Origin of the sequence: Cognaticolwellia beringensis, assembly GCF_002076895.1 — a bacterium.
Classification (GTDB): Bacteria; Pseudomonadota; Gammaproteobacteria; order Enterobacterales; family Alteromonadaceae; genus Cognaticolwellia; species Cognaticolwellia beringensis.
Window position 1 is genome coordinate 2,336,083 of sequence record NZ_CP020465.1, and the last position, 20,413, is coordinate 2,356,495.

A 20,413-nucleotide genomic window follows, 5' to 3' on the forward strand; every position below is an offset into this window, starting at 1 on the left:
TACTTTACATAGGGTCATTTATAGTAATTATATTTTTAGAGGCTAAATTCATTTTATTTGTCTACTATTAAGCTAATGCGATTATTGGGTTTTGCCTCATTATGAAATCAAAGAAAGTTGTCAGTGCCTTAAATCATCAATATGTTGTTAATGATCCACTTCACCAATTATTTGATGCAGTGAATGTTATTTCTGTACAGGGATACGATGAGGAACGACGTGTAATTTATTGGAATGAAGGTAGCGAAATACTTTATGGCTACAGCAAAGAAGAGGCAACAGGACAAAAACTGGAAGATCTTATCATTCCTGAGCTAATGTCAGAAATAGTGGTTGATGCACATACAAATTGGATAAAAAATGACGTTGAAATACCTGCGGCAGAACTAACTTTACGTGATAAAAACGGTAAAGATGTCTCTGTTTTTTCAAGTCATGTCATGTTTACAAATCAATATAACAACAAACAAATGTATTGTATCGATATCGATTTAACCGATGTTCGGCAAGCGCAAGAGCAAGCTATATTTAAAGAGCATATGCTTGAAACCATATTTGAAGCAATTCCTGATTTGTTTTTTTTGATGGAAAGTGATGGAACTATTATTGATTATCATGCCTGTGACAAAGGTGATCTATATATATCGCCTGAAAAATTTATTGGTAAAAACATAGCCGATTTCTTACCTCAAGAAGTTGTCCAGAAATTTAAAAGTCATATTGCCAAAGCTGTAAAGCAAGAAAAGATAATAAGTTTTGAATACGAGCTGAATTTGCCTAAAGGCTTGGTATATTTTGAGGCAAGAATTAGCCACCTGAAAAAATATAAGCAAATCATGATCATTGTACGTGATATTACCGAGCAACATAAAAGCGCCGAACTTATTCGCCATCAAGCTTATTTTGATAGTTTGACCGCATTGCCCAATCGTTTTTTAGCACTTGATCGTTTGACTCAAATATTAATTGAAGCTGAAAGGCACCATGAAAAAGCCGCGGTATTATTCCTTGATTTAGATGACTTTAAAAAAGTTAATGACTCTTTAGGACACGAAGTTGGCGATAAGCTATTAATAGAGTCGGCTCATAGGCTAAAACAAGTATTACGAAAAGAAGATACTGTTGGTCGTTTAGGTGGTGATGAGTTTATCATTTTATTAAGACGCCTAACCGATCATCATGACGCGTTAGCCATTGCTGAAAATTTACTTAAAATTTTTAGAACACCTTTTAAAATTGATAATAGAGAATTAATACTGACATTGAGTATTGGTGTTGCTGTATATCCTGAAAATGGTAACGCGGCCTCTGATCTGCTGCGTAATGCTGATACAGCTATGTATCAAGCAAAAGCTTTAGGGAGAAATACTTACTCATTTTTTACCAAAGAAATGAATATCGTTATACAGCGTCGTTTAGCAATTGAAGCGCAATTGCGGGGGGCACTAGATCGCCATGAGCTGGAATTATATTATCAGCCGCAATTTGAAATAAGAAAGAATAGCATCATTGGCGCTGAAGCGTTGTTGAGATGGAACCATCCCACATTAGGTAATATACCTCCTGATGAGTTTATACCCATTGCGGAACACTCGGGCCTTATTGTGCCTATTGGACAATATGTTATTGAACAAGCATTAAGGTTTTTGAGCAAATGGCAATTGAGTGATCAGAAAAGTTACACTATGGCGGTGAACTTATCCCCTCGGCAACTACGAGATACCGAGCTACTTAATTTAATCAAAAACACTCTTGCTGATGTAAACATTAGCTTTGGAAGTTTGGAGCTAGAAATTACTGAAGGTGTATTAATGAATGGGCAATCTTATATAAATGAAGCCTTAATTGAAATTAATGCACTCGGCATAAAGCTATCTATGGATGACTTTGGCACTGGATATTCGTCGTTAAGTTATTTAAGGCAATATCCATTCGATATATTAAAAATAGATCGAAGTTTCATCAATGGTATTACCTTGAATAAATCAGATTGTGACCTAGTAAAAGCAACCATAGCTATGTCGCACAGTTTAGGTTTGACAGTTGTTGCCGAAGGCGTTGAAACTAAAGAACAACTCACTTTATTGAGTGATTTAGGCTGTGATTTTGTGCAAGGTTATTATTTTAGTAAACCTATACCGGCAAAGCAGTTGCTTGATTTCTCAGCCGCACTTTTATAGCTATAAAATATCGTTTTCACCGATATCATTATATCTTTAATATTTTAAATCAGGATGCTTAGGATCTTGCTTTTCTGCAAGGATTGCTAAATTCCTGTATCAGTAGAAAATGCCATTTAAAATGGTGGTTTAATTAGCACTTTTGTTTCGCAGAAGGATACAGGGTAATAGCGGTTATTTATGTTTGGTTGTGATGATATTCTATGCGGTAAACCGTAATCAGTGATGTAAACTACTATCTATTATTGGCAAATTAATTAACGACAATATCATGCTACTTTTTCATCGCTGCATGTTAATCCTTCTATCAGCCTGCAGTTGCTTTAAGGTTATTTTAAGCCTTAAAAATAACCTTAAAAACCCTCTAGCCTACTTAATTTGATTTTTTATCATTGATTACAAAAGAATTAAATTCTCGATAGATAAAAAATAATAGTTTTTATCTATCGATATTACTTGTTGAAAACTAGTTATCAGCATACGCTATTACTAACCCATTTTAAGGCGCAGTATTGAAATTATGGATAGCATAAAAGCAAAGCGTTATTTACTTAACAAATTAGAAACAATTGAATATTTTCCTTTTGGCGATGATGTTAGTGTTTTTAAAGTTAAACATAAAATGTTTGCAACATTAGCGTTAGGTAAAGGTAATGAAAAAGGAACTGGCGGTAAAATGGCAGGGCATTATTGTGTTAATTTAAAATGCGATCCTGAAGAAGCTGTTATGTTGCGCGATATATTTAGTGCGGTTATACCTGGCTATCACATGAACAAGGCACAATGGAACACGGTGATATTAGATGGTTCAATTCCACAAGGCGAAATTGAGCGCATGATTGATAATTCTTATATGTTGGTGGTGAGCAAGATGACTAAGAAAGATCAGGCTTCGCTTTTATTGCATTTATAGAGCAGCATTTATTGGAGATTTAGAAAACGGTAGGATACTCGATTATTTATTTCAATTGATATAACCACCCGTTTGACGAAGTTTAACTTTATATTAGTTTTGTGTGCTTTCAACACGATAAAGCTCAACTTTAAGGTGAGTAATACCCTCTGTGTCAGAATAGTTGTCACCTCAATTAGCTTTTTTAAATGCAGTTCAGAACCATTATTCATTTAGCGTGCCTTGTTCAATGACTCACTTGTAATTATTCATTTGCGAACAGGGTAATACCAAGTTGATTCATCAAATTGGAATAAATACTGACGCTTTGAACTGAAATTGGGAGAGTTTGATCTTAACTTTCTTTTGCTACGTAATTTAATATAGCCGACTAATGCATGGTAAAAATTAACTTATGCTTGTGGTTAATTTAACGTGATTAAAACAGGAGTGTTTAAAATTGTTAGTGAATACATTATTGGGCGTGATATTTGATCTAGATAATACCTTGGTTTCTTCAACTTTGAATTTTCAACAGATAAGGGCTGATTTAGGCTGTGACAATGATATCGATCTATTAGATTTCGTTGATGCTTTGCCAGAAGAACAGCGTATTATTGCCAATAATTTGGTAGTTAAATATGAAATTAATGACGCGCTGAATGCAAAAAACCTTCTTGGCACTGAAGAGCTCCTCGCACTGTTAGCTCAGTTAGATATTCCTTGTGCTATTGTCACGCGCAATTGTCGTGAAGCGGCATTGATAAAAATTAAAAATAACAACCTTAATATTGAACTGCTTTTCACAAGAGCAGATCATAAAGCTAAACCAGCACCAGATGCTTTATTACATCTATCAGCGTTGTGGCAAATAAAACCTGAAAATTTATTATATGTTGGTGACTACTTATATGATCTGCAAGCGGCAAAAAATGCTAATACTATGTCATGTTTAGTAACGCATGGTGACACGCTTGAATATGCTAGCTTGGCAAATATTGTTGTAAACGAGCTCACAGAGTTAAGTGATGTTATTACTAAAGTTTTTGCTCGTGAGCCTGCTGATTTTTCTGGTTAGTATTCATATTTTATAAATGCGTAGGCAAGTATAATGCGAGTAACATCTTACGTACTTTTATGCTTTACTTTGTTCGCAGACGTTTCCGCTGCCAGCACCGAGGTTCAGTATCAATCAAAGAACCAACGGCATATGACTGACAAAAAAGAGTTTACCTTTATGATTGATTTTACCGGGCAACATAACCTTGAAAATTGGCGCATAACTAACGATGGGGTGATGGGAGGAAAATCTCAAGGGCACTTTTCATTACAAAAAAATAAAGCGGTTTTTGAAGGGAATATTTCGCTGGATAACAACGGCGGCTTTAGTTCAGTATTTCGTTCGATAGAACCTCTGTCTAAAGGCCTTAAGACTGTGACTATTAATGTATTCGGTGACGGATTAACGTATCAGTTAAGAACGACCGTAATGCTTGACGGTTATCGTTTAGCTTATAAACAGAGCTTTACAACGGTTGCAGGTCAACATGAAGAATTATCTTTTACACTGGCTAACTTTCAAGCATCGTTCAGGGGGCGTCATATTCCTAACGCACCAACTCTATTAGCTGAAAACATAATCGAAGTTGGATTTTTAGTGACAAGAAAGGATGCGGGACCATTTTCATTAGCGATTGCAAACGTGGCTTTTAAATAAGCCTGTATCGACATTTCACCAACAAGGTTCAGCGATAATTAACCTGTAGGTCGGCATTTATGCCGTCAATTTATCAGCTAGCTCCAAGTGTAAACTTTAATATCATAACCCAACACGTGTTTAGGATATTAACATTTATATGGCTATTAAAATATTTTTAGCTTATATAGCAGCAATTCATAACAACAAAAGTAGACTTAAATTTGGTTCGGCTATACGCCCTATGTATTGTCGAAAAATGGTCTACGAAAACTACCAATTAATGACTTTACCCTGCCAATCAAGATAACTTGCTGTTTGGTCTAATGGCGCTTTTTCAACAATATCTAATAGCTGTTTAGCGACAAACGCTGAGGTGAAAAGCTTATTCGCCGGGACATTTTTTTGAAATGGTTTTGATAATGGCGTATCAGTTGTTCCCGGGTGAAAAGCAATTAACTTAATGTTTTTCGCTCTGCGGGCAAACTCTATTGCCGCGGTTTTAACCATCATGTTTAAAGCCGCTTTTGATGCCCTGTAGCTATACCAACCACCTAAACGATTATCACTGATACTGCCAACTCGGGCACTAAATAGCACGAATTTGCAGGGTGACTTCCCTGTCAATAAAGGTGTTAACTTCTGTATCCACAACATCGGCGTTAAGGTATTTGATGTTATAACTTCCATAAACGCTTGTGCGTCAAAATCTTCTAAACGTTTTTCTGGTTGAATAGTGTCATTATGGAGTATGCCATTACAGACAAATACGCGAGTTATTGGTACATGATCATGTTGTGCTAAAAACGTTATGGCTTGGTCTATAGACTGTGATTGGTAGTCTTTAAGCATAATTTTGGTCACATTATCTGCGAGAGTTTCGCTAGTTACTGAGTCACTACCCACTAAGCCTCGACTGATCAATATTAAACCTGTGTTTTCTGAAGCCTGTATATGTGCGGCTATTGCTTTACCAATATTGCTATTTGCGCCGATGATCAGTGTTTGTTCGGTTGTCATAACATGTTCCTGAAGTACAGTGAGTGGTTTTTATGTTAAATATTTTTGCTAGTAACGCTGAAATTTGGTGACGGTATTTTGCTAAACCTAAATATATCCAATGGCTAATGGTTTTGATTACGGGCCAATTTAATGGTGCAACCCAAAAGCCTTTGCCTACTAGAGTCCAAGCCCTGTGTGTAACCTCAAGCCCAAGTAAAATTTGCCCGTTATAACATCCATGCAATATTTTCATTGCATCGTGAAAACCAATGTTAGGGTAGCGTGCAGAAAAGCCGCTTTGGTGTATATCCACTAGCTGAATAGTATTATCTTTATCATGCATTTTCAGATGCGCCATTTCAGTTGCACATAGCGGGCAGTTGCCATCATAAAAAATTGTTAACATGAAAATATCCCCGTAAGGTTTATTTACCCTTAGCTTAGCTTATCTTTAGGATTTGCCATCGAGTGAAATTTTTGTCGGCAATATACCAGGCTTAGCATAACTTAAACGTGAGAGTCGCTTACTAGTATGGTAACTGTCGAGCCCCGAGACCATCACTGTGTTTAATGATTCAATATCAATATATCCGTCAGCCTTAATCGCTGCTTTATCGCATAGAATATCGGTTATCTCGCCAATGACTAGTAAAGTATTATTTAGTCGAATAGGCACTATTTCGTTAAGCTTTAGGGCATATTTTAGCTGACTTTCTTTTACGAATGGCGCATCACTATTGTCGATAAAGTGTGGCGTTAATCCGGTTTGTTTAAATTCACATTCGCCATCACTATAGCGTGCCGATGTTTGATGGGCCGCCTGCCAAAAATCTGCATTAACCTGATTAATCGTAAACTGCCCTATTTGCTGAATATTCCTTAAGGTATGCCTATCTACGCTGTCTGGACGAGAAATAAACCCGACTAAGGCCGGTGAAGCGCCAAGATGAAATACGGAGCTAAAAATTGCCAAGTTATTAATATTATTTTCATCACGAGTACCAATAAGGTTGGCGCTTTTAAAGCCAGACAAGCTATTAATAACCTGAACTCTATATTGTGGCTCCATTTTTAGCAGTTCTTCGTGGTTGATATATTTCATGTAAATAATGTCTGGTAAGTTGTATCTTATATTCCATTACGTAATGGGTAGCATTTTCGATCACCTCTGTGTTTTGGCTTAGTGAGGAGACAAATTAATGACATGACTTCAATTACCTTCGTCACGTGGCTTAGTGGCAGTATAGATTTTTATTTTTAAGTAAATAAATTGTACGAAAAAATAAACTATTGCAGAAGCTAAAGCGATAACAGCCCCGAATATTGTTGGTAAGACTGCGCCAAAAGTAATACTCATACTTAGGATGAAACCCAAGATGAATTCTTCTCTATACACTCTAAAAAATATCGCAATAAATAGTATCGCTGGAAACAAAATTGCAGATATTTCCGTATAGCCTGTAACGAAAGATAATGACAGCATAGCGCCGTAACACAGGGCAGTAGCAAAGCTGAATAAAGCCTGCTTACACAATAATCGCGTATGTTCTGAAGGCTTTTTTAGTAAACGCTTTTGAACACGCACCATTGCCAGCCATGTAAGAAATGGCAGTAAAAACCCACCCCACCAATTTGAAATTTCTGGCATATCTGCACGTTGGAGAAAATAATGACTAGGTACACCTGTGTGCAAATATTGCCAAATTAGCATTGTCCAAATAGTTAATGTGACAAAACCAACCAAGTACCACTTAATGACAGAAAATTGTTTTTCGTTCATCAGAAACCCTTTTAAACTAATGTTATTTCTTTAGTCTGAGCAATTTTGATACCAGAAAAATATTTACCTTTAGCTGCGCTGTCGACGTTTTTAACAAACCCTAAAGGTAAGTTCACCGATAAAGTGGTGAAGTTGACTATTTACTAAAGTTTTTTACTAAAGTTTTTTACTGAAGATGAAATTGAAAATAATGGCTTAATTTGGATTCTTTAGTTGATTTACTTTTATTGAGGGTGAGCTCTATTTTTTACATGGCGCTTAAATCTTTTCAATTTTTTACAGTAATTAAAAAGCAGTTTATATTTCAACTGCTAATATTATTATTTAATGGCTAGAAGATTAATAAAGATATTATTTATTATTAATAGCTTATGATATTAAATGTGTATCGCCGTAGCGCATAACAAAAGTGAATAGGATAAAACTAAAGCTTGAAAAATTTCTCTGAAAAGCACTCACTAGTATCTTTTATAATCGTGCTCATTATTCTTGGTATTGGAATATCTTATTTTTATTTAAAAAATATTGGGCGTCAGGAAAAAACCTCCATTACGATAGCTGTTTCTAAGACCCCACTGTCTGCGCCTTTTTATGTTGCTAAAGCGATCAATGCTTTTGATAATACTTGTGCCAAAATTGAGTATGAACAGGTGATAGGAGGTCATGCCGCATTTGAAAAAGTGATGAACGGCAAGGTTGATTTTGGTACCAGTTCTGATTCTGTTATTGCTTTTCAAAGTTTAGCTAAACATAAGCCGTCCTTTGTAACCCATGCAATGTTTGTACAATCTGATAATGACGTGAAATTAATTACTCGCGCCTCTGATAATATTGAATCAACTAGGGATCTCAAAGGGCGGAGAATTGGGGTTACTAAAGGTACTTCTAGTGAATATATTTTAAGTACTTTGCTAGCCATTGAAGGCTTAACTATTGAGGATGTTGACTTACTTCATTACAAGCCAGAACAATTACTTCAGGGTTTTAGTAATGGAGAAGTTGACGCAATTCTACCTTGGGAACCTTTTGCATTTCAAACGCGGCAATTACTTAATAATAAAATAAAAATTCACGATACTAAAAGCTTAAGTACGTTGAGCTTTAATTTGCTTTCTCAAACAGCAAATAACCAGCTAGTAGAAAAAGCTCAATGTGTGATTCAAGGATTACGAGTAGCCATTGACTATATTGTTTCGAATCCAGAAGAATCTAAAAAAATAGTGGTCGATGAACTACAAGTTGATCCTGCATTTATTGAGTGGGTTTGGTCTGATTATATTTTTAAGCTTAGCTTGAATCATTCACTTATATTAAATATTAAATCTCAAGCTATTTGGGCAATGGAAGCACAAATAGGTGAGTTTAGTAGCGTTTACAACTCAGCGCTTTTTGTTGATAGTAGAGCACTATCAAAAGTAGAACCAGGGTCTGTGAATCTATCACTGTAAATAAGGATATTTTATGAAGTTAAGCTTTCAGCAACACATATACTCTTTTACAATCAGTAGCTGTGTATTTTTTGTTGTCCTTGTTATCAGTATTTTATGGTCAATTCATGTGGTAAATATTGCCATAGAAAGAGAAAGGTATGCCAATAAAGTTGAGAATCATGCCAATATTTTAAAACAATTTATTAGCAGTGAGAATATCTATGCTAGCGACTTTAATACTGAAAGTTGGTTGGTTTTAGATAGTGAATTTAGTGAGTTATTGAGTCTACCCCCAAGTTTGACGCCACAACAACAAACCATTCAAAATAGTATTGAAAGCCAGAATAAAAATGTACTGCGCTTATTTAATGCAATCAATAAAAATAAATTAATAAATGCTGATGACAAGATAAAAACCCATCTAAAAGTAAGGTTAATAACACAGTTAGAAGCGATAAAAGCTGACTCGATGCAGTTGTTCAGAAACGTGCAAGTAGATGTAAATAATGTTATTCGACAGCAGGTTATACTTATTTTATTTATATTGTCGTTGAGCCTTTTTATTTTAGTTTTTGGTGCTTTTAAGCTAGGTAAAATATTTAGAACCTCACTCAAAGAAATTAAATTAGCTTTTGCAAAAAATCGCAGTGGAAACTTCCAAAAAATACAACTGACCAATAAGTCAGAAGAGTTTGACAGTATTGCCAACGCATTTAACGAGATGAACAAAGAGCTAAGTGAAACCACTGTTTCTTTAGAGTCAATGACCAAAATTGTCGCAGAAAGAACCCAAGTACTGGAGCAATTATCTAATACCGACCCGTTAACTGAAGTGGCTAATCGCCGAGCACTATTTGAACGAGGAAATGCTGAGTTTACTCGTTTTCAAAGAACTAAAAATAAGTTTACGGTTATATTACTAGATTGTGATCTATTTAAAGATGTAAACGACCAATATGGCCATTCATTTGGTGATGAGGTTTTAAAGCACCTTTGCAAAATATGTACTGGAGAAATACGCAACATTGATTTTTTTGCCCGTTATGGTGGAGAAGAATTTATAATTATTTTACCTGATAGTGAGCTCCGCGGGGCAGTAAAAACTGCTGAGCGTATTCAAGTTTCTTTAGCAAATAATTGTATTGAATTTCAAGGTAACGATATCTTTGTGACTTTAAGTCTAGGGATTTGTTCGGTTAACGAAAAACATAGTAACTTTGAAAATGTGATAAAAGATGCAGACATTGCCATGTATAGAGCTAAGGAAAATGGCCGAAATAGAATCGAGGTCATCGATGAGGATTCACCAGACAAAGATGCTAAAGATGATGCTAGCTTAGATACCGCCATTAGTGACGACAATATTTATCATTAATATCAGTTTTTAACGTTTTACACATTTGATATCCACACAGTTTGGTAAGGAGATAACATGATTTCTTGCGTTAATCCGTATATCTGATCCCCACTAATCAATTCTACCCATGCTTGTGTAACAATTAAATTGAGTTCACTTAAAGGTAATGCCACTGGCTTATCTGATATATTACTGACACAAAATATACTTTGTTTTCTATTCTGGCTTTGTCGCCAGAAGCCAAATAACTGTAAGCCTAAATGTAGCGTAAATTGAGTCGCATTAGGGTGAAATGCCCGCTGCTTAATGCGAGTATTTAATAATGATTTTAAAGTAGTAAGCACTTTCTCATGATGCAAACTACTATCTGCCAACGCTGTTTCAAGTTCGTCTTCATCCCAACGATGTCGATTGATAGCGCGGTTATTATGGGTGTTTGCGAGTTTATTATAATCGTTTTGTGTTCCTAGCATGCTGTGAATATAAACTCCGGGGACTCCCTCTAGCGCAAACATAATGGCATGTGCACAAATAAAACGTTCAAAATTCCACTGATCTTTACCTGCTACAGTACCTTGTAAGGCATCGTATAGCGCAATATTCATTTCATACGCTTTTTGCTCGCCATTGTCTGTTGTTCGCCATGAAATTTTGCCCCCAAAACTTTCGATGGTTTGAACTAAGCTATCAAGCTCAGTATGACTTAATAACCCTTCCGCGGGGCGTAAACCAATGCCGTCGTGTGAAGCAATAAAGTTAAAGTACATGGTGCCGTCTTGCGAAGGTGGCATGCTCATAAGCCAGCGTTTTAAATGTGTACAATTCCCGGTTAGTAGGGTGTTTATTAACAAAGGCGGCAGTGAAAAGTTATAAATGCCATGTGCTTCATTGGCGTTACCAAAGTAGGTCAAGTTTTGGGTATTAGGGACATTAGTTTCGGTAATGATGATAGCTTTCGGGTCTGCAGACTCGATTAATGTTCGCAATAACCTTACAACTTCATGAGTTTGAGGTAAATTAATACAGTCACGACCGACAATTTTCCATAAAAAGGCAATGGCATCAAACCTAAAAATTTTTACCCCGCTATCAAGGTATTGTCGAATGATGGATGCAAAGGCTATTAATACTGCGGGGTTGCGAAAGTCAAAGTCGACTTGATCATGGCTAAAGGTACACCACACAAATTTTTGCCCTTTCCCGGTCGCCACCGCTTTTAATAATGGTGATGTTCTTGGTCGAACAACGGTTGATAAGTCATCGTCTAGTTGTGCGGTAAAGAAAAAATCATGCCCTGGTCCTTCGCCTTTTATAAAGTTATCGAACCATGCACTTCGGCTTGAACAATGATTAATCACCAAATCTGACATCAACTGATAATGTTGACTTATTTCAGTAATATCTTGCCAAGAGCCTAATGACTCATTGACCGAAGAGTAATCAATAACCGAAAAGCCATCATCAGAGCTGTACGGGAAAAAAGGCAAAATGTGGACACTATTAATAGTGTCTTTCAGATGGTTATCTAAAAACCCCTTTAAAGTCTGTAACGGTTTTTGGCCTGCTTTAATGATGCTATCACCGTAAGTAATTAATACAATGTCAGTTTCTGACCAATGATTAGTAAAAGGTTGTGGTGGTGTTATATCATCAGTTAGTCGCATAATATCAATGAGTGTTTCAGCAATTTCATCCGTTGACTGCTTAAGTATGATATTTTCATAAATAGTCGAAAGTTGTTGAATTAACTTGTTTTTTAACGGTTCAATGTGCGCCGACATAATCGATAATATCCTTTATATTTGATTAAATTCTTGGTTATCTAGTTCTACAGCTTCTTTTAGTTGCGATAAAATATCAGGAATAGCACTGACAACTCGATTCCAAGAAGGAATAAATGGCGTCTCCATTGGGTTTTCTAAAAAGGTGTTACCTGCAGTAAGAATATTTTGCGCGAACATTTCTACCGCTTTCTCTTCATTATGAATATCAAGTGCAAGGCCATTCATCATGGCGTCATTTCGATAGGTTTCAACATAATCTAAAGCGATACGATAATAAGTAGCTTTTAATGTTCTAAATTTTTCAGCGCTAAACGTTTCACCTTGTGTAGCGAGCTTACGAATAAAGGCTTTGCTGATATCAATCGACATTTTTGACAGACCGCCAGCCGTATTATCTAAAGATAAATCCTGATGTTTATGGTCGTAAGTGGCAGCAATATCAACCTGACATAGACGGTTTGGGGAATAGTTACGATACATTTCAGATAATACGCCTATTTCTAAGCCCCAATCACTTGGGATACGAATATCACTTAAAACATCTCTGCGAAAAGAGAATTCGCCGGCTAAGGGATACAAGAAACTGTCCATATACTCAAGATAGTCGCAATGACCAACGGTTTTTTTCAACGCTTTGATCAACGGGGTAACCAACAAACGAGACACTCGGCCATTAATTTTTCCACCCGCAACACGAGCATAAAAACCCTTGGCAAATTCATAATTAAAGAGTGGGTTTGCAACAGGGTAGAGCAGTCGGTCAAGTAACTCACGCTCATAAGTTAAAATGTCACAGTCATGCAAGGCAATTGATTCTGTTTTACCTGACGCTAAAATATAACCCATGCAATACCAAACATTACGTCCTTTACCGAGTTCTTTTGGTGCTAAACCTAGCGCCTGTAATTTCGCATCAATTGCTTGTAATCTCGGACCGTCATTCCATAACACACGGTGGTGTTGAGGTAATTGGCCAAAAAATGATAACGCGTGTTTGTATTGTGCTAAATCAGCGCGATCTAAGCCGATAACAATTTCAGACAAATACTTAACGTCTTTAATTTTATTAATAATATCAGGTAAAGCTTTACCTTCTAATTCGGAAAATAGCGAAGGTAAAATCAGCCCCAACGAACGTTTTTTTGAGAACTCTAATAATTCAGCAGCCATATTTTCTGGCTCGCGTTGAGCTAAGTTATGTAACGTGGTAACAGTTCCATTTTGATAAAAGTCAGCCATGATATACCTCTGATTAAATTGAGTGTGAACCTTGTTGTGCAGCGAGTAGTTGCTCAGCCAGGAGTTGCTGTATTGATTCTGCCCAGCCTTGTGGTCCATATAATCGGCTTTGGCTAGTTTTATATTGTCGATACAATGTGGGAAAATCATGAACGGGTGAGCGTATTTGCACCGCTATGTCTGCCGCTTCTAACATGGGGGTGTCATTTTCACCGTCACCTAAGGCAATGGTGTAGACCGAACTGCTATTGTAATATTCTCGATATTGTTCGGTTAACCAAATAAGTGCTTGGCCTTTGTCACAAAAGCCTTCAATATGGATAAATCTTCCGCCATGAACAACGCTGGCGCCTAATTCAACTAACTGCTCAATAAAGGCTTTTTTTGTTACCTTATCACCCAACCATTGTATTGGTTCACCGTATTGTCGCTGCTTAGCCCGTTCAGCTTGTGCTAAATCTAAACCGGTTATGTCGCTTAACTCTGCGACTGATAACGATGAAAATCCTCGATAAAACTGACTAAATTCAGCACTAAGCTCAGAGAGTAAATTTAGCCAATGCTGTCTGGGTAAACTGAACGATTTAACCCAATAGTTACCGATAATTTCGGTATCTTCGGGCTGTGAATTAAAGGTGTTGATTGGGATGAATATAGCCGCGCCATTCTCGATAATAAATGGTGTATCAAGTTTGAGTTCGGCATGAATCACTTCAAGTTCAGCAAATGTTTTACTGGTATTTAAAATCACCGGAATGTTGGCATTGCGTAATTGTTGCAGTGTTAGCTCAGCTGCCGTTGATTGATAACTATAATGGTCAAGTAGTGTGCCGTCTAGGTCACTGAATATAATGGCTTTTTTAGTAGTCATACATTTTCAACTATCGGCATGTGTGTAATGTTTCTAGCGTAATCTAGATAAAAAATAGCGTCAGCAGACTGCGAAATGGTATTACATGCTTGCACGCTTAGTCGCTGAAAATATTGCGTGAAATTTAGAATGCCAGCAGATTTCATTATTTTTGAATTCGCTAAATCGATATTTCTGTCCTTCAATTTTTGTTCTTGCTCCAAACGCCATTTGTATACGCAATCGAATGAAGGCGCCTGCAACGCTAACCAGAAATCCATCTGTTCATATAAGGGTTGGTAGTTAAGTTTTAGCTGCTCATTGACATAACAGCGCCAGTCACCGTTAGCATCGTGCTTAAGTTCAAGTTCATTGACTGGGGCTTTTAATTGTTCGTCTGTTTGTGGTTTCACACCCCAGCACCATCCTTCTAATAAAATAATATCTATCGGGTGTTCAACTGCTTGCCATTGTTCTTCAGGGAAAGGTTCGTCAGTTGCTTTGTTAAATCTTGGAATAGAAAAGCCGTTTTGTTTCGCTTTTAACTTTTTTAATACATCCTCCAGCATCTTCATGTCATGAGTACCAGGCACACCACGAGTCGCTAATAATGGGTGTATGTCATGTGCTAATTGCTGGCGTTTTTCGCCTGTGAAGTAGAAGTCATCTAACGACATTACAACAATATTTAATTGATGTGTTTTTGTCAGATATTCGGCAATAAAATCGGTGAGTGTTGATTTACCACTGCCTTGGCAGCCATTAATACCAACAAAGTATGCATTGCTACTTTTTGTAAACTGGCTAAATATTCGCTCGGCAAGAGGTTGGTAGTAGTCTTTCGCTGTTTGTCTAAATTTTTCAGGTAGTTTGTGTTGTTTTATAAAAGTAGAAAGCATAAATTTCACCCTAGCTAAATATTCATATCTTTATACCTTCAACTCTTATGCCACTATCTTTAATGTGTAAGGCTTTAGTGTAGAGTGCTGTAAAATAATAGGTTTTTATTGTTTTTGTAGGTTCACTGGAAAATTTTAAGCAGGCCTGACGTGCACCATAGAAACTAATTGTTCTATATTGGTGCAATTAATCTATGTACTTATGTTGGGAGAGTGCTAATAGACGAGGCAGAATAAAATGGAGTTAAGCAGCGTAATGTAAATGATGCACTTTAACCAATGAAATCTATAATGGTCTTTTTAATAAACTTACTGCGGTTGTTTTCTAGCGAGTGGCGGTTCTGACATAAATACAGTGTTTCATTCACCGAGTGTTCTAATAAATGTACCTTTAACTCCTCGGGGTTACTAAAGGCATTGGCAGCATGCAAAGGTAGCACGGTAAAACCAAGCCCACGACTAACGGGTTTAAGAATTAAGCTAATTTGATTTGAAAAACCTCGGTGCTCAAGTTGGTTAATATGGTCAAACTGAGGATAGTTTTTACTGAGTAACAGCTTTGCATGATGCTGGCCATCAGGATGCCCTATAAAGCCGATTTTTGTCAGTTGTTGCCAAGATATATTCGTGACATTATTGGAAGTTACCAACACCAGCGGCTCAACGGCAACTTTTTGGCTAACAATATTTTCTGCTTTACTCAGTTCAGTGACCAAGCCAATATCAATTTTACGATCAGCTAAGTCTTGCTCAATATTTTTATTAGGAGCAAACCTGTAGTCTATAGCTAATTGGGTGTGTTGTTGCTGTATATCGAGCATATATGGATATAACTTTAAACCAATACTGCCCGGCGAGGCAATTTTTACCGTGCCAGTATACGGATCATCTTGTTTGATTGATTTTTCTAACTCAGCTGAACTCTGTAATAAACTTTGCCCCTGTTGATTCAATTTAATACCTGCGTCGGTGAGGGAAAAAGACTTACCCTCGCGGATCAGCAATGGCGTGTTTAGTTGCTGTTCAAGTTTTTTTATCTGTTGACTGACCCCAGATTGGGTCATAAAAAGCAAGTCGGCAGTTTTGGTGAAGTGGCCAACCTCAACTAATGTGCAGAATGTTCTTAACCAAACAAGATTAATCATAACAAAACGTACTCATGAGTATAAGTAATGATAATTTTTCATAATTTATAATATTACCTATACTTTGTCCATCAAATTAAAAGAGGTTATTAACATGAGCAAAGCATATCCAAGAACATTTTCACATATTGGTATTTCAGTACCAAGCGTCGAACTGGCTGTAAAATTTTATACTGAAGTTTTAGGTTGGTATTTAATTATGGAGCCAACAGAAGTTGTTGAAGACGACAGTGCTATAGGGCTGATGTGTACTGATGTATTCGGTGCTAATTGGGAAAAATTCAAAATTGCCCATATGTCGACAGGCGACCGTATTGGTGTAGAGTTGTTTGAATTTAAAAATCAGCAAAACCCTGAGAATAATTTTGAATACTGGAAAACCGGCGTCTTTCACTTTTGCGTGCAAGATCCAAACCTTGAAGAATTGGTGGAAAAAATTGTCGCTGCTGGCGGTAAAAAGCGTATGGCAGAGCCTCGTTACTATTACCCTGGTGAAAAACCTTACCGTATGATTTACATGGAAGACCCGTTTGGTAATATCCTAGAAATTTATAGTCATAGTTATGAATTAACTTATGCCCAAGGCGCTTATCAATAAAACTCTGCAATCACGTTCCAATGAGAGTAAAACCAAGCGGGTTAATGAATTAGCCCGCTTGTTATTTAGTTGTAATAGTAATGAACTTTCCTGCTCATTAAACCGTATATATTCTTAATAGATAAAATAAATTTATATAAAAATAAGCCAGGAAGGTTACTATGCAATCAAGCTCAACAACTTGTTCAAACGCAATGATTATTGCCGTTGCCAATTCAAATGATTACTTCGTCGGTGTCGTTGATTCAAATAATAACTTTTGTGGCTTAAATCTCGGCTCGGCTGAAGTTGTTGGTTCGATAGTTGAAGCAAAAGCCTATTTGCGTGGTAACAATATTTTTTCTGCAATGCTTGACCTAGACAGTGATTATGATGAAATGTGTGGCGGATCAAACAGTAGCCGTCACCGTCAAAGGATATTATGCTAATGATGAAAAATAATAATGTCGCTTTAAGTGATTTATTACAGGTGTTTAATTTAGTGACTACCAAAGGCAGTAAAACTGAGGGTAACTATGAATTTCAAGGCATAAAAGCTTGGCACGATTTTGATGGTTATACCTGCTTTTTAGGCTACAAAGATTTAACCTTAACTTTGTTGTTTCATGGTCGTTATACCTTTGACTTTCAACAACAAGAAACCATGGACTTATTCTTATCTAAGGTAAATAAACTCTTGGTTGCAGAGCTATGAACAAAGTAAACCCTAAAGTACTACTACAGAGTAAGTGGACGAAGCTGAGTATTGAAAACCGAGAAAAACACTTTGTTATTACTCAGGTGGAATTTGATGAACAGAAAAATGTTATAGAATGTTTAATTACCGCGGTGATTAATAATAATGAATATGCGATAAACTGGCGAGATTTAAAGGAGCCTAAACTTTGGCGCTTTGGCTGGCAATAAATTTTAGCATACGGCGTATTTGGGGCGAGGGACTTTGCTCGATAGATTTTTGAAATAAATAAGCTCTACCTACCAGGCTTATCTTTTTGCAGCTGATAATTTACTACATCTTTATGCTTAAATGCGATAATCCCTTGATTAAGACCTTAAGATAGACAGCACATATTTTTTCAATTTATCATTTTTTTGTAATTTCAATTTTTAAGTTACCTATATTTACCGAACAATTTCTGCTTTGAATTTACCTTCCTTGCCAGTACAGCTAAGTACACCAAACGATAAAAGCAATAATGTGCATTAATACCACAAGTGCTGTGAGATATAGACGCATCTGTAAATAATCCTGTTGTTCAGGTTCAACATGATCAAAGTGATACTCACAAAGTAAAATTAAGAGGTAAAATTTAGCCAGTGCTACAAGTGCAATATAGTGTGGTAACAGTAAAGTTAAAAAAGCCAGTAAACTAAAGGCATTGCTACAAAGCTGCAGTTGAATACTTCGCTTATCATTGTGTTTTCGCCATAGCGTACCTGCAATAAAACTAAGAATGATAGCGCTGTAAAATATAAATAATTGCACTGCTGAGGTATTAAATAATTCTACACTGAATGCTTCGTAAGCGAATGTCAGTAAGAAGGGCGATAATCCCAGATATCCTAAATATTGTTTCGTTTGCATAGTAAATCCTTATCAATGCTGGTTAATTAATATACGCAAATCAAGGGCGTTAAGATCATAAAAAGCTTATTAGACTAATCTTATTTTCGTTTTATTACGTATCAATAAATTAAGATGGTAAAAGGGCTTTATTATGAAAGTGAAATATACCTTATGGAATTTGGTCATGTTCAATGTTGCTTGGTTTGGCCTGGTATTTATTGGCAATTTATTTATTCCCATTGCCGCTATTTTACTCGGTGCCCAGCTTTGGTTCTTTCAAACCACTAAAAACGAAATTATCTTAATTTGCTTAGTTGCAACTATAGGTATTTGGTTAGACTTCGCTTTAATTTCTACAGGTGTTTTTATTTTCCCAGACACCGATGGTATTCCTTTTTGGCTGATAACGCTTTGGATTGTGTTTGCTGGAACCATTCGACATAGTTTAGCGTTCTTGGCAAATTCGAAAATAATGCAATTTTTTATTGGAGCGATATTTGCCCCATTAAGTTATCTTGCGGGCGCGAAATTATCAGTGCTCTATTTAGTGCCATCTTGGGGTTTGAGTTATCTGTTACTTGCCGGTTTATGGGGGCCATTAATGTTAGTTTTTTTTGGCTTAAGTCACTGGTTACAAGTTGAGGATAAATGCCATGTTAGCTCGCTTTAATGTCATTTATAGACTTGCGATATTACTCTGCTTATTTTCTGCCAATGCTCAAGGATATGAGGTTGGTGATAGCGCTTTCAAAAGTAATAACTTAAGTGAGCCAAATAACCTCAGGAAAATAGGGCCGTTAAATTGTCCAGAGACTGAGCTAGATGCTCTTATAGTTAGCGACTTAACAGAAGTAATTACCCAGCAGCACTTTACGCTATTGGGCAAAGCTAAATTATCAGTGCTGTTTTGGGATATTTATGAAAGTTCATTATTAACCACCGATGGTCAAGTACCTTTTAGTCATGTATGTCAGCATTCATTGTTCGAAATTCAATACTTACGTGATATCAGTAAGCAAGACTTATTAGATAATACAGCTGCCCAATGGCGACATTTATCGCTAAATGAAAATGAATATTTAACTTTTCTGCCTTTACTAGAGAAGATTTGGCTAGATATTAACGCTGGCGATCGCTTATCAATGCTAAACCAAAAGGATAAAACTCTATTTTATTTGAATGGTAAAAACATAGGTGAAATCCAAAGTTTAACTTTTGCTGAGACATTTCTGGGTATTTGGTTAGATGAAAACACCAGTGAGCCTAAATTACGACTAAAGCTACTAGGAAATAGTATATGAAACAAAATCTGAAATTGGCGGTAATTTTTTGCTTAGCCTTTACACTTTCAAGCTGTACAACGCCGTTAGAAGATTATCAAGCGACATCTCCTCAGCTTGATATTCAACAATACTTCTCAGGGAAATTGATTGCTTGGGGTATGGTACAAGATTACAGCAGTAAAGTTACGCGTCGCTTCTGTGTCGAGCTTGATGGTCAATGGCAAGACGATGAAGGCTTGTTAAAAGAGGTGTTTTACTTTGATGATGGAGAAGTTACGTATCGAAATTGGCAACTAACCAAACTAAAACAAGGTAAATATCTCGGAGGTGCAGAAGATGTTGTTGGCAATGCTAGAGGGCAGCAAAGGGGCTTTGCTTTCCAATGGCAATATGACTTACTTGTACCAATAGATGACGATGTAATAAAGCTGTCGCTTGATGACTGGATGTATCAAATAGATGAGTATCGTGTTTTCAATCGAACAAAAATGCAAAAATTTGGTGTCACCGTAGCTGAGCTAACAATATTTTTTGATAAGCAGTTACCGTTGAGAACTTGTCCGAGAGCATGAAAGTTAATGAGGTAATTTATGTTAACGATTAATTTGAGGTTTTTATTACTTTTAGTGTGAGTCATTATTTTTTTTGAAGTTTTTTGATCTTTTTTATTTTTATTTCGTATAAAGATTATATACGCAAAATTAATTACTA

At 36.4% G+C, this 20,413-nt stretch carries 23 protein-coding genes; 13 read left to right on the plus strand and 10 right to left on the minus strand.

From position 1 onward, the window contains the following. Positions 1–101 precede the first annotated feature (101 nt). The 4 genes from B5D82_RS09905 to B5D82_RS09920 all read left to right on the plus strand — a co-directional run bounded on the left by B5D82_RS09905 (position 102) and on the right by B5D82_RS09920 (position 4,789). The gene (locus B5D82_RS09905) at positions 102–2,180 is read left to right on the plus strand and encodes an EAL domain-containing protein (RefSeq protein ID WP_081151213.1); all 2,079 of its coding nucleotides are present in this window, start codon (positions 102–104) and stop codon (positions 2,178–2,180) included. A gap of 520 nt (positions 2,181–2,700) precedes the next feature. Beyond that, positions 2,701–3,093 carry an MmcQ/YjbR family DNA-binding protein gene (locus B5D82_RS09910; protein WP_081151215.1) on the plus strand — a complete coding sequence of 131 codons (393 nt, stop codon included), beginning with the start codon at positions 2,701–2,703 and terminating at the stop codon, positions 3,091–3,093. Between the two features lie 445 nt (positions 3,094–3,538). Further along, positions 3,539–4,150 carry an HAD family hydrolase gene (locus tag B5D82_RS09915; protein ID WP_245807622.1) on the plus strand — a complete coding sequence of 204 codons (612 nt, stop codon included), beginning with the start codon at positions 3,539–3,541 and terminating at the stop codon, positions 4,148–4,150. A gap of 33 nt (positions 4,151–4,183) precedes the next feature. Next, positions 4,184–4,789, plus strand: coding sequence for a CIA30 family protein (locus B5D82_RS09920; protein ID WP_081151219.1), 606 nt, complete (start codon positions 4,184–4,186; stop codon positions 4,787–4,789). 252 nt (positions 4,790–5,041) lie between these two features. On the opposite strand, the gene B5D82_RS09925 is transcribed toward B5D82_RS09920, so the two are convergent. From B5D82_RS09925 to B5D82_RS09940, 4 genes are all read right to left on the minus strand, one after another. After that, positions 5,042–5,788 (minus strand): SDR family NAD(P)-dependent oxidoreductase, encoded by a 747-nt coding sequence (locus B5D82_RS09925; protein ID WP_081151221.1) that lies wholly within the window; start codon positions 5,786–5,788, stop codon positions 5,042–5,044. Continuing rightward, positions 5,751–6,176, minus strand: a complete 426-nt coding sequence (locus B5D82_RS09930) for a thiol-disulfide oxidoreductase DCC family protein (RefSeq protein ID WP_081151222.1) — start codon at positions 6,174–6,176, stop codon at positions 5,751–5,753. Before B5D82_RS09930 ends, B5D82_RS09925 begins: the two co-directional genes overlap by 38 nt. Positions 6,177–6,221: 45 nt before the next feature. After that, positions 6,222–6,872, minus strand: a complete 651-nt coding sequence (locus B5D82_RS09935) for a flavin reductase family protein (protein WP_081151224.1) — start codon at positions 6,870–6,872, stop codon at positions 6,222–6,224. A gap of 108 nt (positions 6,873–6,980) precedes the next feature. After that, positions 6,981–7,550 carry a hypothetical protein gene (locus B5D82_RS09940; RefSeq protein ID WP_081151225.1) on the minus strand — a complete coding sequence of 190 codons (570 nt, stop codon included), beginning with the start codon at positions 7,548–7,550 and terminating at the stop codon, positions 6,981–6,983. Between the two features lie 431 nt (positions 7,551–7,981). On the opposite strand from B5D82_RS09940, the gene B5D82_RS09945 reads away from it, so the two are divergent. Beyond that, a complete protein-coding gene (locus tag B5D82_RS09945) occupies positions 7,982–8,998 on the plus strand; it encodes an ABC transporter substrate-binding protein (protein ID WP_081151227.1) in 1,017 nt (338 codons plus the stop codon). Positions 8,999–9,011: 13 nt separating this feature from the next. Continuing rightward, positions 9,012–10,355, plus strand: a complete 1,344-nt coding sequence (locus B5D82_RS09950) for a GGDEF domain-containing protein (RefSeq protein ID WP_081151229.1) — start codon at positions 9,012–9,014, stop codon at positions 10,353–10,355. A 17-nt stretch (positions 10,356–10,372) separates the two neighbouring features. Here the strand turns inward: B5D82_RS09950 and B5D82_RS09955 are convergent, their stop codons facing one another. The 5 genes from B5D82_RS09955 to B5D82_RS09975 form a co-directional block, all read right to left on the minus strand. Next, positions 10,373–12,118: a sugar phosphorylase gene (locus B5D82_RS09955; protein ID WP_081151230.1), complete on the minus strand. Its 1,746-nt coding sequence runs from the start codon at positions 12,116–12,118 to the stop codon at positions 10,373–10,375. A gap of 15 nt (positions 12,119–12,133) precedes the next feature. Next, a complete protein-coding gene (locus B5D82_RS09960; RefSeq protein WP_081151232.1) occupies positions 12,134–13,360 on the minus strand; it encodes a glycosyltransferase family protein in 1,227 nt (408 codons plus the stop codon). 13 nt (positions 13,361–13,373) lie between these two features. Then, positions 13,374–14,231, minus strand: a complete 858-nt coding sequence (locus B5D82_RS09965; RefSeq protein ID WP_081151234.1) for an HAD-IIB family hydrolase — start codon at positions 14,229–14,231, stop codon at positions 13,374–13,376. Further along, positions 14,228–15,109, minus strand: coding sequence for a kinase (locus B5D82_RS09970; RefSeq protein ID WP_081151235.1), 882 nt, complete (start codon positions 15,107–15,109; stop codon positions 14,228–14,230). Before B5D82_RS09970 ends, B5D82_RS09965 begins: the two co-directional genes overlap by 4 nt. Before the next feature lie 272 nt (positions 15,110–15,381). Continuing rightward, positions 15,382–16,254: a LysR family transcriptional regulator gene (locus tag B5D82_RS09975; RefSeq protein ID WP_081151237.1), complete on the minus strand. Its 873-nt coding sequence runs from the start codon at positions 16,252–16,254 to the stop codon at positions 15,382–15,384. Between the two features lie 94 nt (positions 16,255–16,348). Between B5D82_RS09975 and B5D82_RS09980 the strand changes: the two genes are divergently transcribed. The 4 genes from B5D82_RS09980 to B5D82_RS09995 all read left to right on the plus strand — a co-directional run bounded on the left by B5D82_RS09980 (position 16,349) and on the right by B5D82_RS09995 (position 17,758). Next, complete coding sequence (locus B5D82_RS09980; RefSeq protein WP_081151239.1) at positions 16,349–16,852, plus strand: lactoylglutathione lyase family protein; 504 nt, start codon at positions 16,349–16,351, stop codon at positions 16,850–16,852. A 161-nt stretch (positions 16,853–17,013) separates the two neighbouring features. Then, the gene (locus B5D82_RS09985) at positions 17,014–17,280 is read left to right on the plus strand and encodes a hypothetical protein (RefSeq protein WP_081151241.1); all 267 of its coding nucleotides are present in this window, start codon (positions 17,014–17,016) and stop codon (positions 17,278–17,280) included. Further along, entirely contained in the window at positions 17,280–17,546 is a 267-nt protein-coding gene (locus B5D82_RS09990) for a DUF3081 family protein (protein WP_245807453.1), read from the plus strand. The genes B5D82_RS09985 and B5D82_RS09990 overlap by 1 nt, the downstream gene beginning before the upstream one ends. Beyond that, entirely contained in the window at positions 17,543–17,758 is a 216-nt protein-coding gene (locus B5D82_RS09995; protein WP_081151243.1) for a TIGR02450 family Trp-rich protein, read from the plus strand. Before B5D82_RS09990 ends, B5D82_RS09995 begins: the two co-directional genes overlap by 4 nt. A gap of 262 nt (positions 17,759–18,020) precedes the next feature. Here the strand turns inward: B5D82_RS09995 and B5D82_RS10000 are convergent, their stop codons facing one another. Then, positions 18,021–18,437 carry a DUF3429 domain-containing protein gene (locus tag B5D82_RS10000; RefSeq protein ID WP_081151244.1) on the minus strand — a complete coding sequence of 139 codons (417 nt, stop codon included), beginning with the start codon at positions 18,435–18,437 and terminating at the stop codon, positions 18,021–18,023. Positions 18,438–18,570: 133 nt separating this feature from the next. Here B5D82_RS10000 and B5D82_RS10005 point away from each other — a divergent pair, with 133 nt between their 5' ends. Genes B5D82_RS10005 through B5D82_RS10015 form a run of 3 tightly spaced genes read left to right on the plus strand, consistent with a single transcriptional unit; the run spans position 18,571 to position 20,274 of the window. Then, positions 18,571–19,089 carry a DUF2878 domain-containing protein gene (locus B5D82_RS10005; RefSeq protein WP_081151246.1) on the plus strand — a complete coding sequence of 173 codons (519 nt, stop codon included), beginning with the start codon at positions 18,571–18,573 and terminating at the stop codon, positions 19,087–19,089. Next, the gene (locus B5D82_RS10010; RefSeq protein WP_081151248.1) at positions 19,073–19,720 is read left to right on the plus strand and encodes a chalcone isomerase family protein; all 648 of its coding nucleotides are present in this window, start codon (positions 19,073–19,075) and stop codon (positions 19,718–19,720) included. Before B5D82_RS10005 ends, B5D82_RS10010 begins: the two co-directional genes overlap by 17 nt. After that, positions 19,717–20,274 (plus strand): DUF3833 domain-containing protein, encoded by a 558-nt coding sequence (locus B5D82_RS10015; RefSeq protein WP_081151249.1) that lies wholly within the window; start codon positions 19,717–19,719, stop codon positions 20,272–20,274. The genes B5D82_RS10010 and B5D82_RS10015 overlap by 4 nt, the downstream gene beginning before the upstream one ends. The last annotated feature ends 139 nt before the right edge of the window (positions 20,275–20,413 follow it).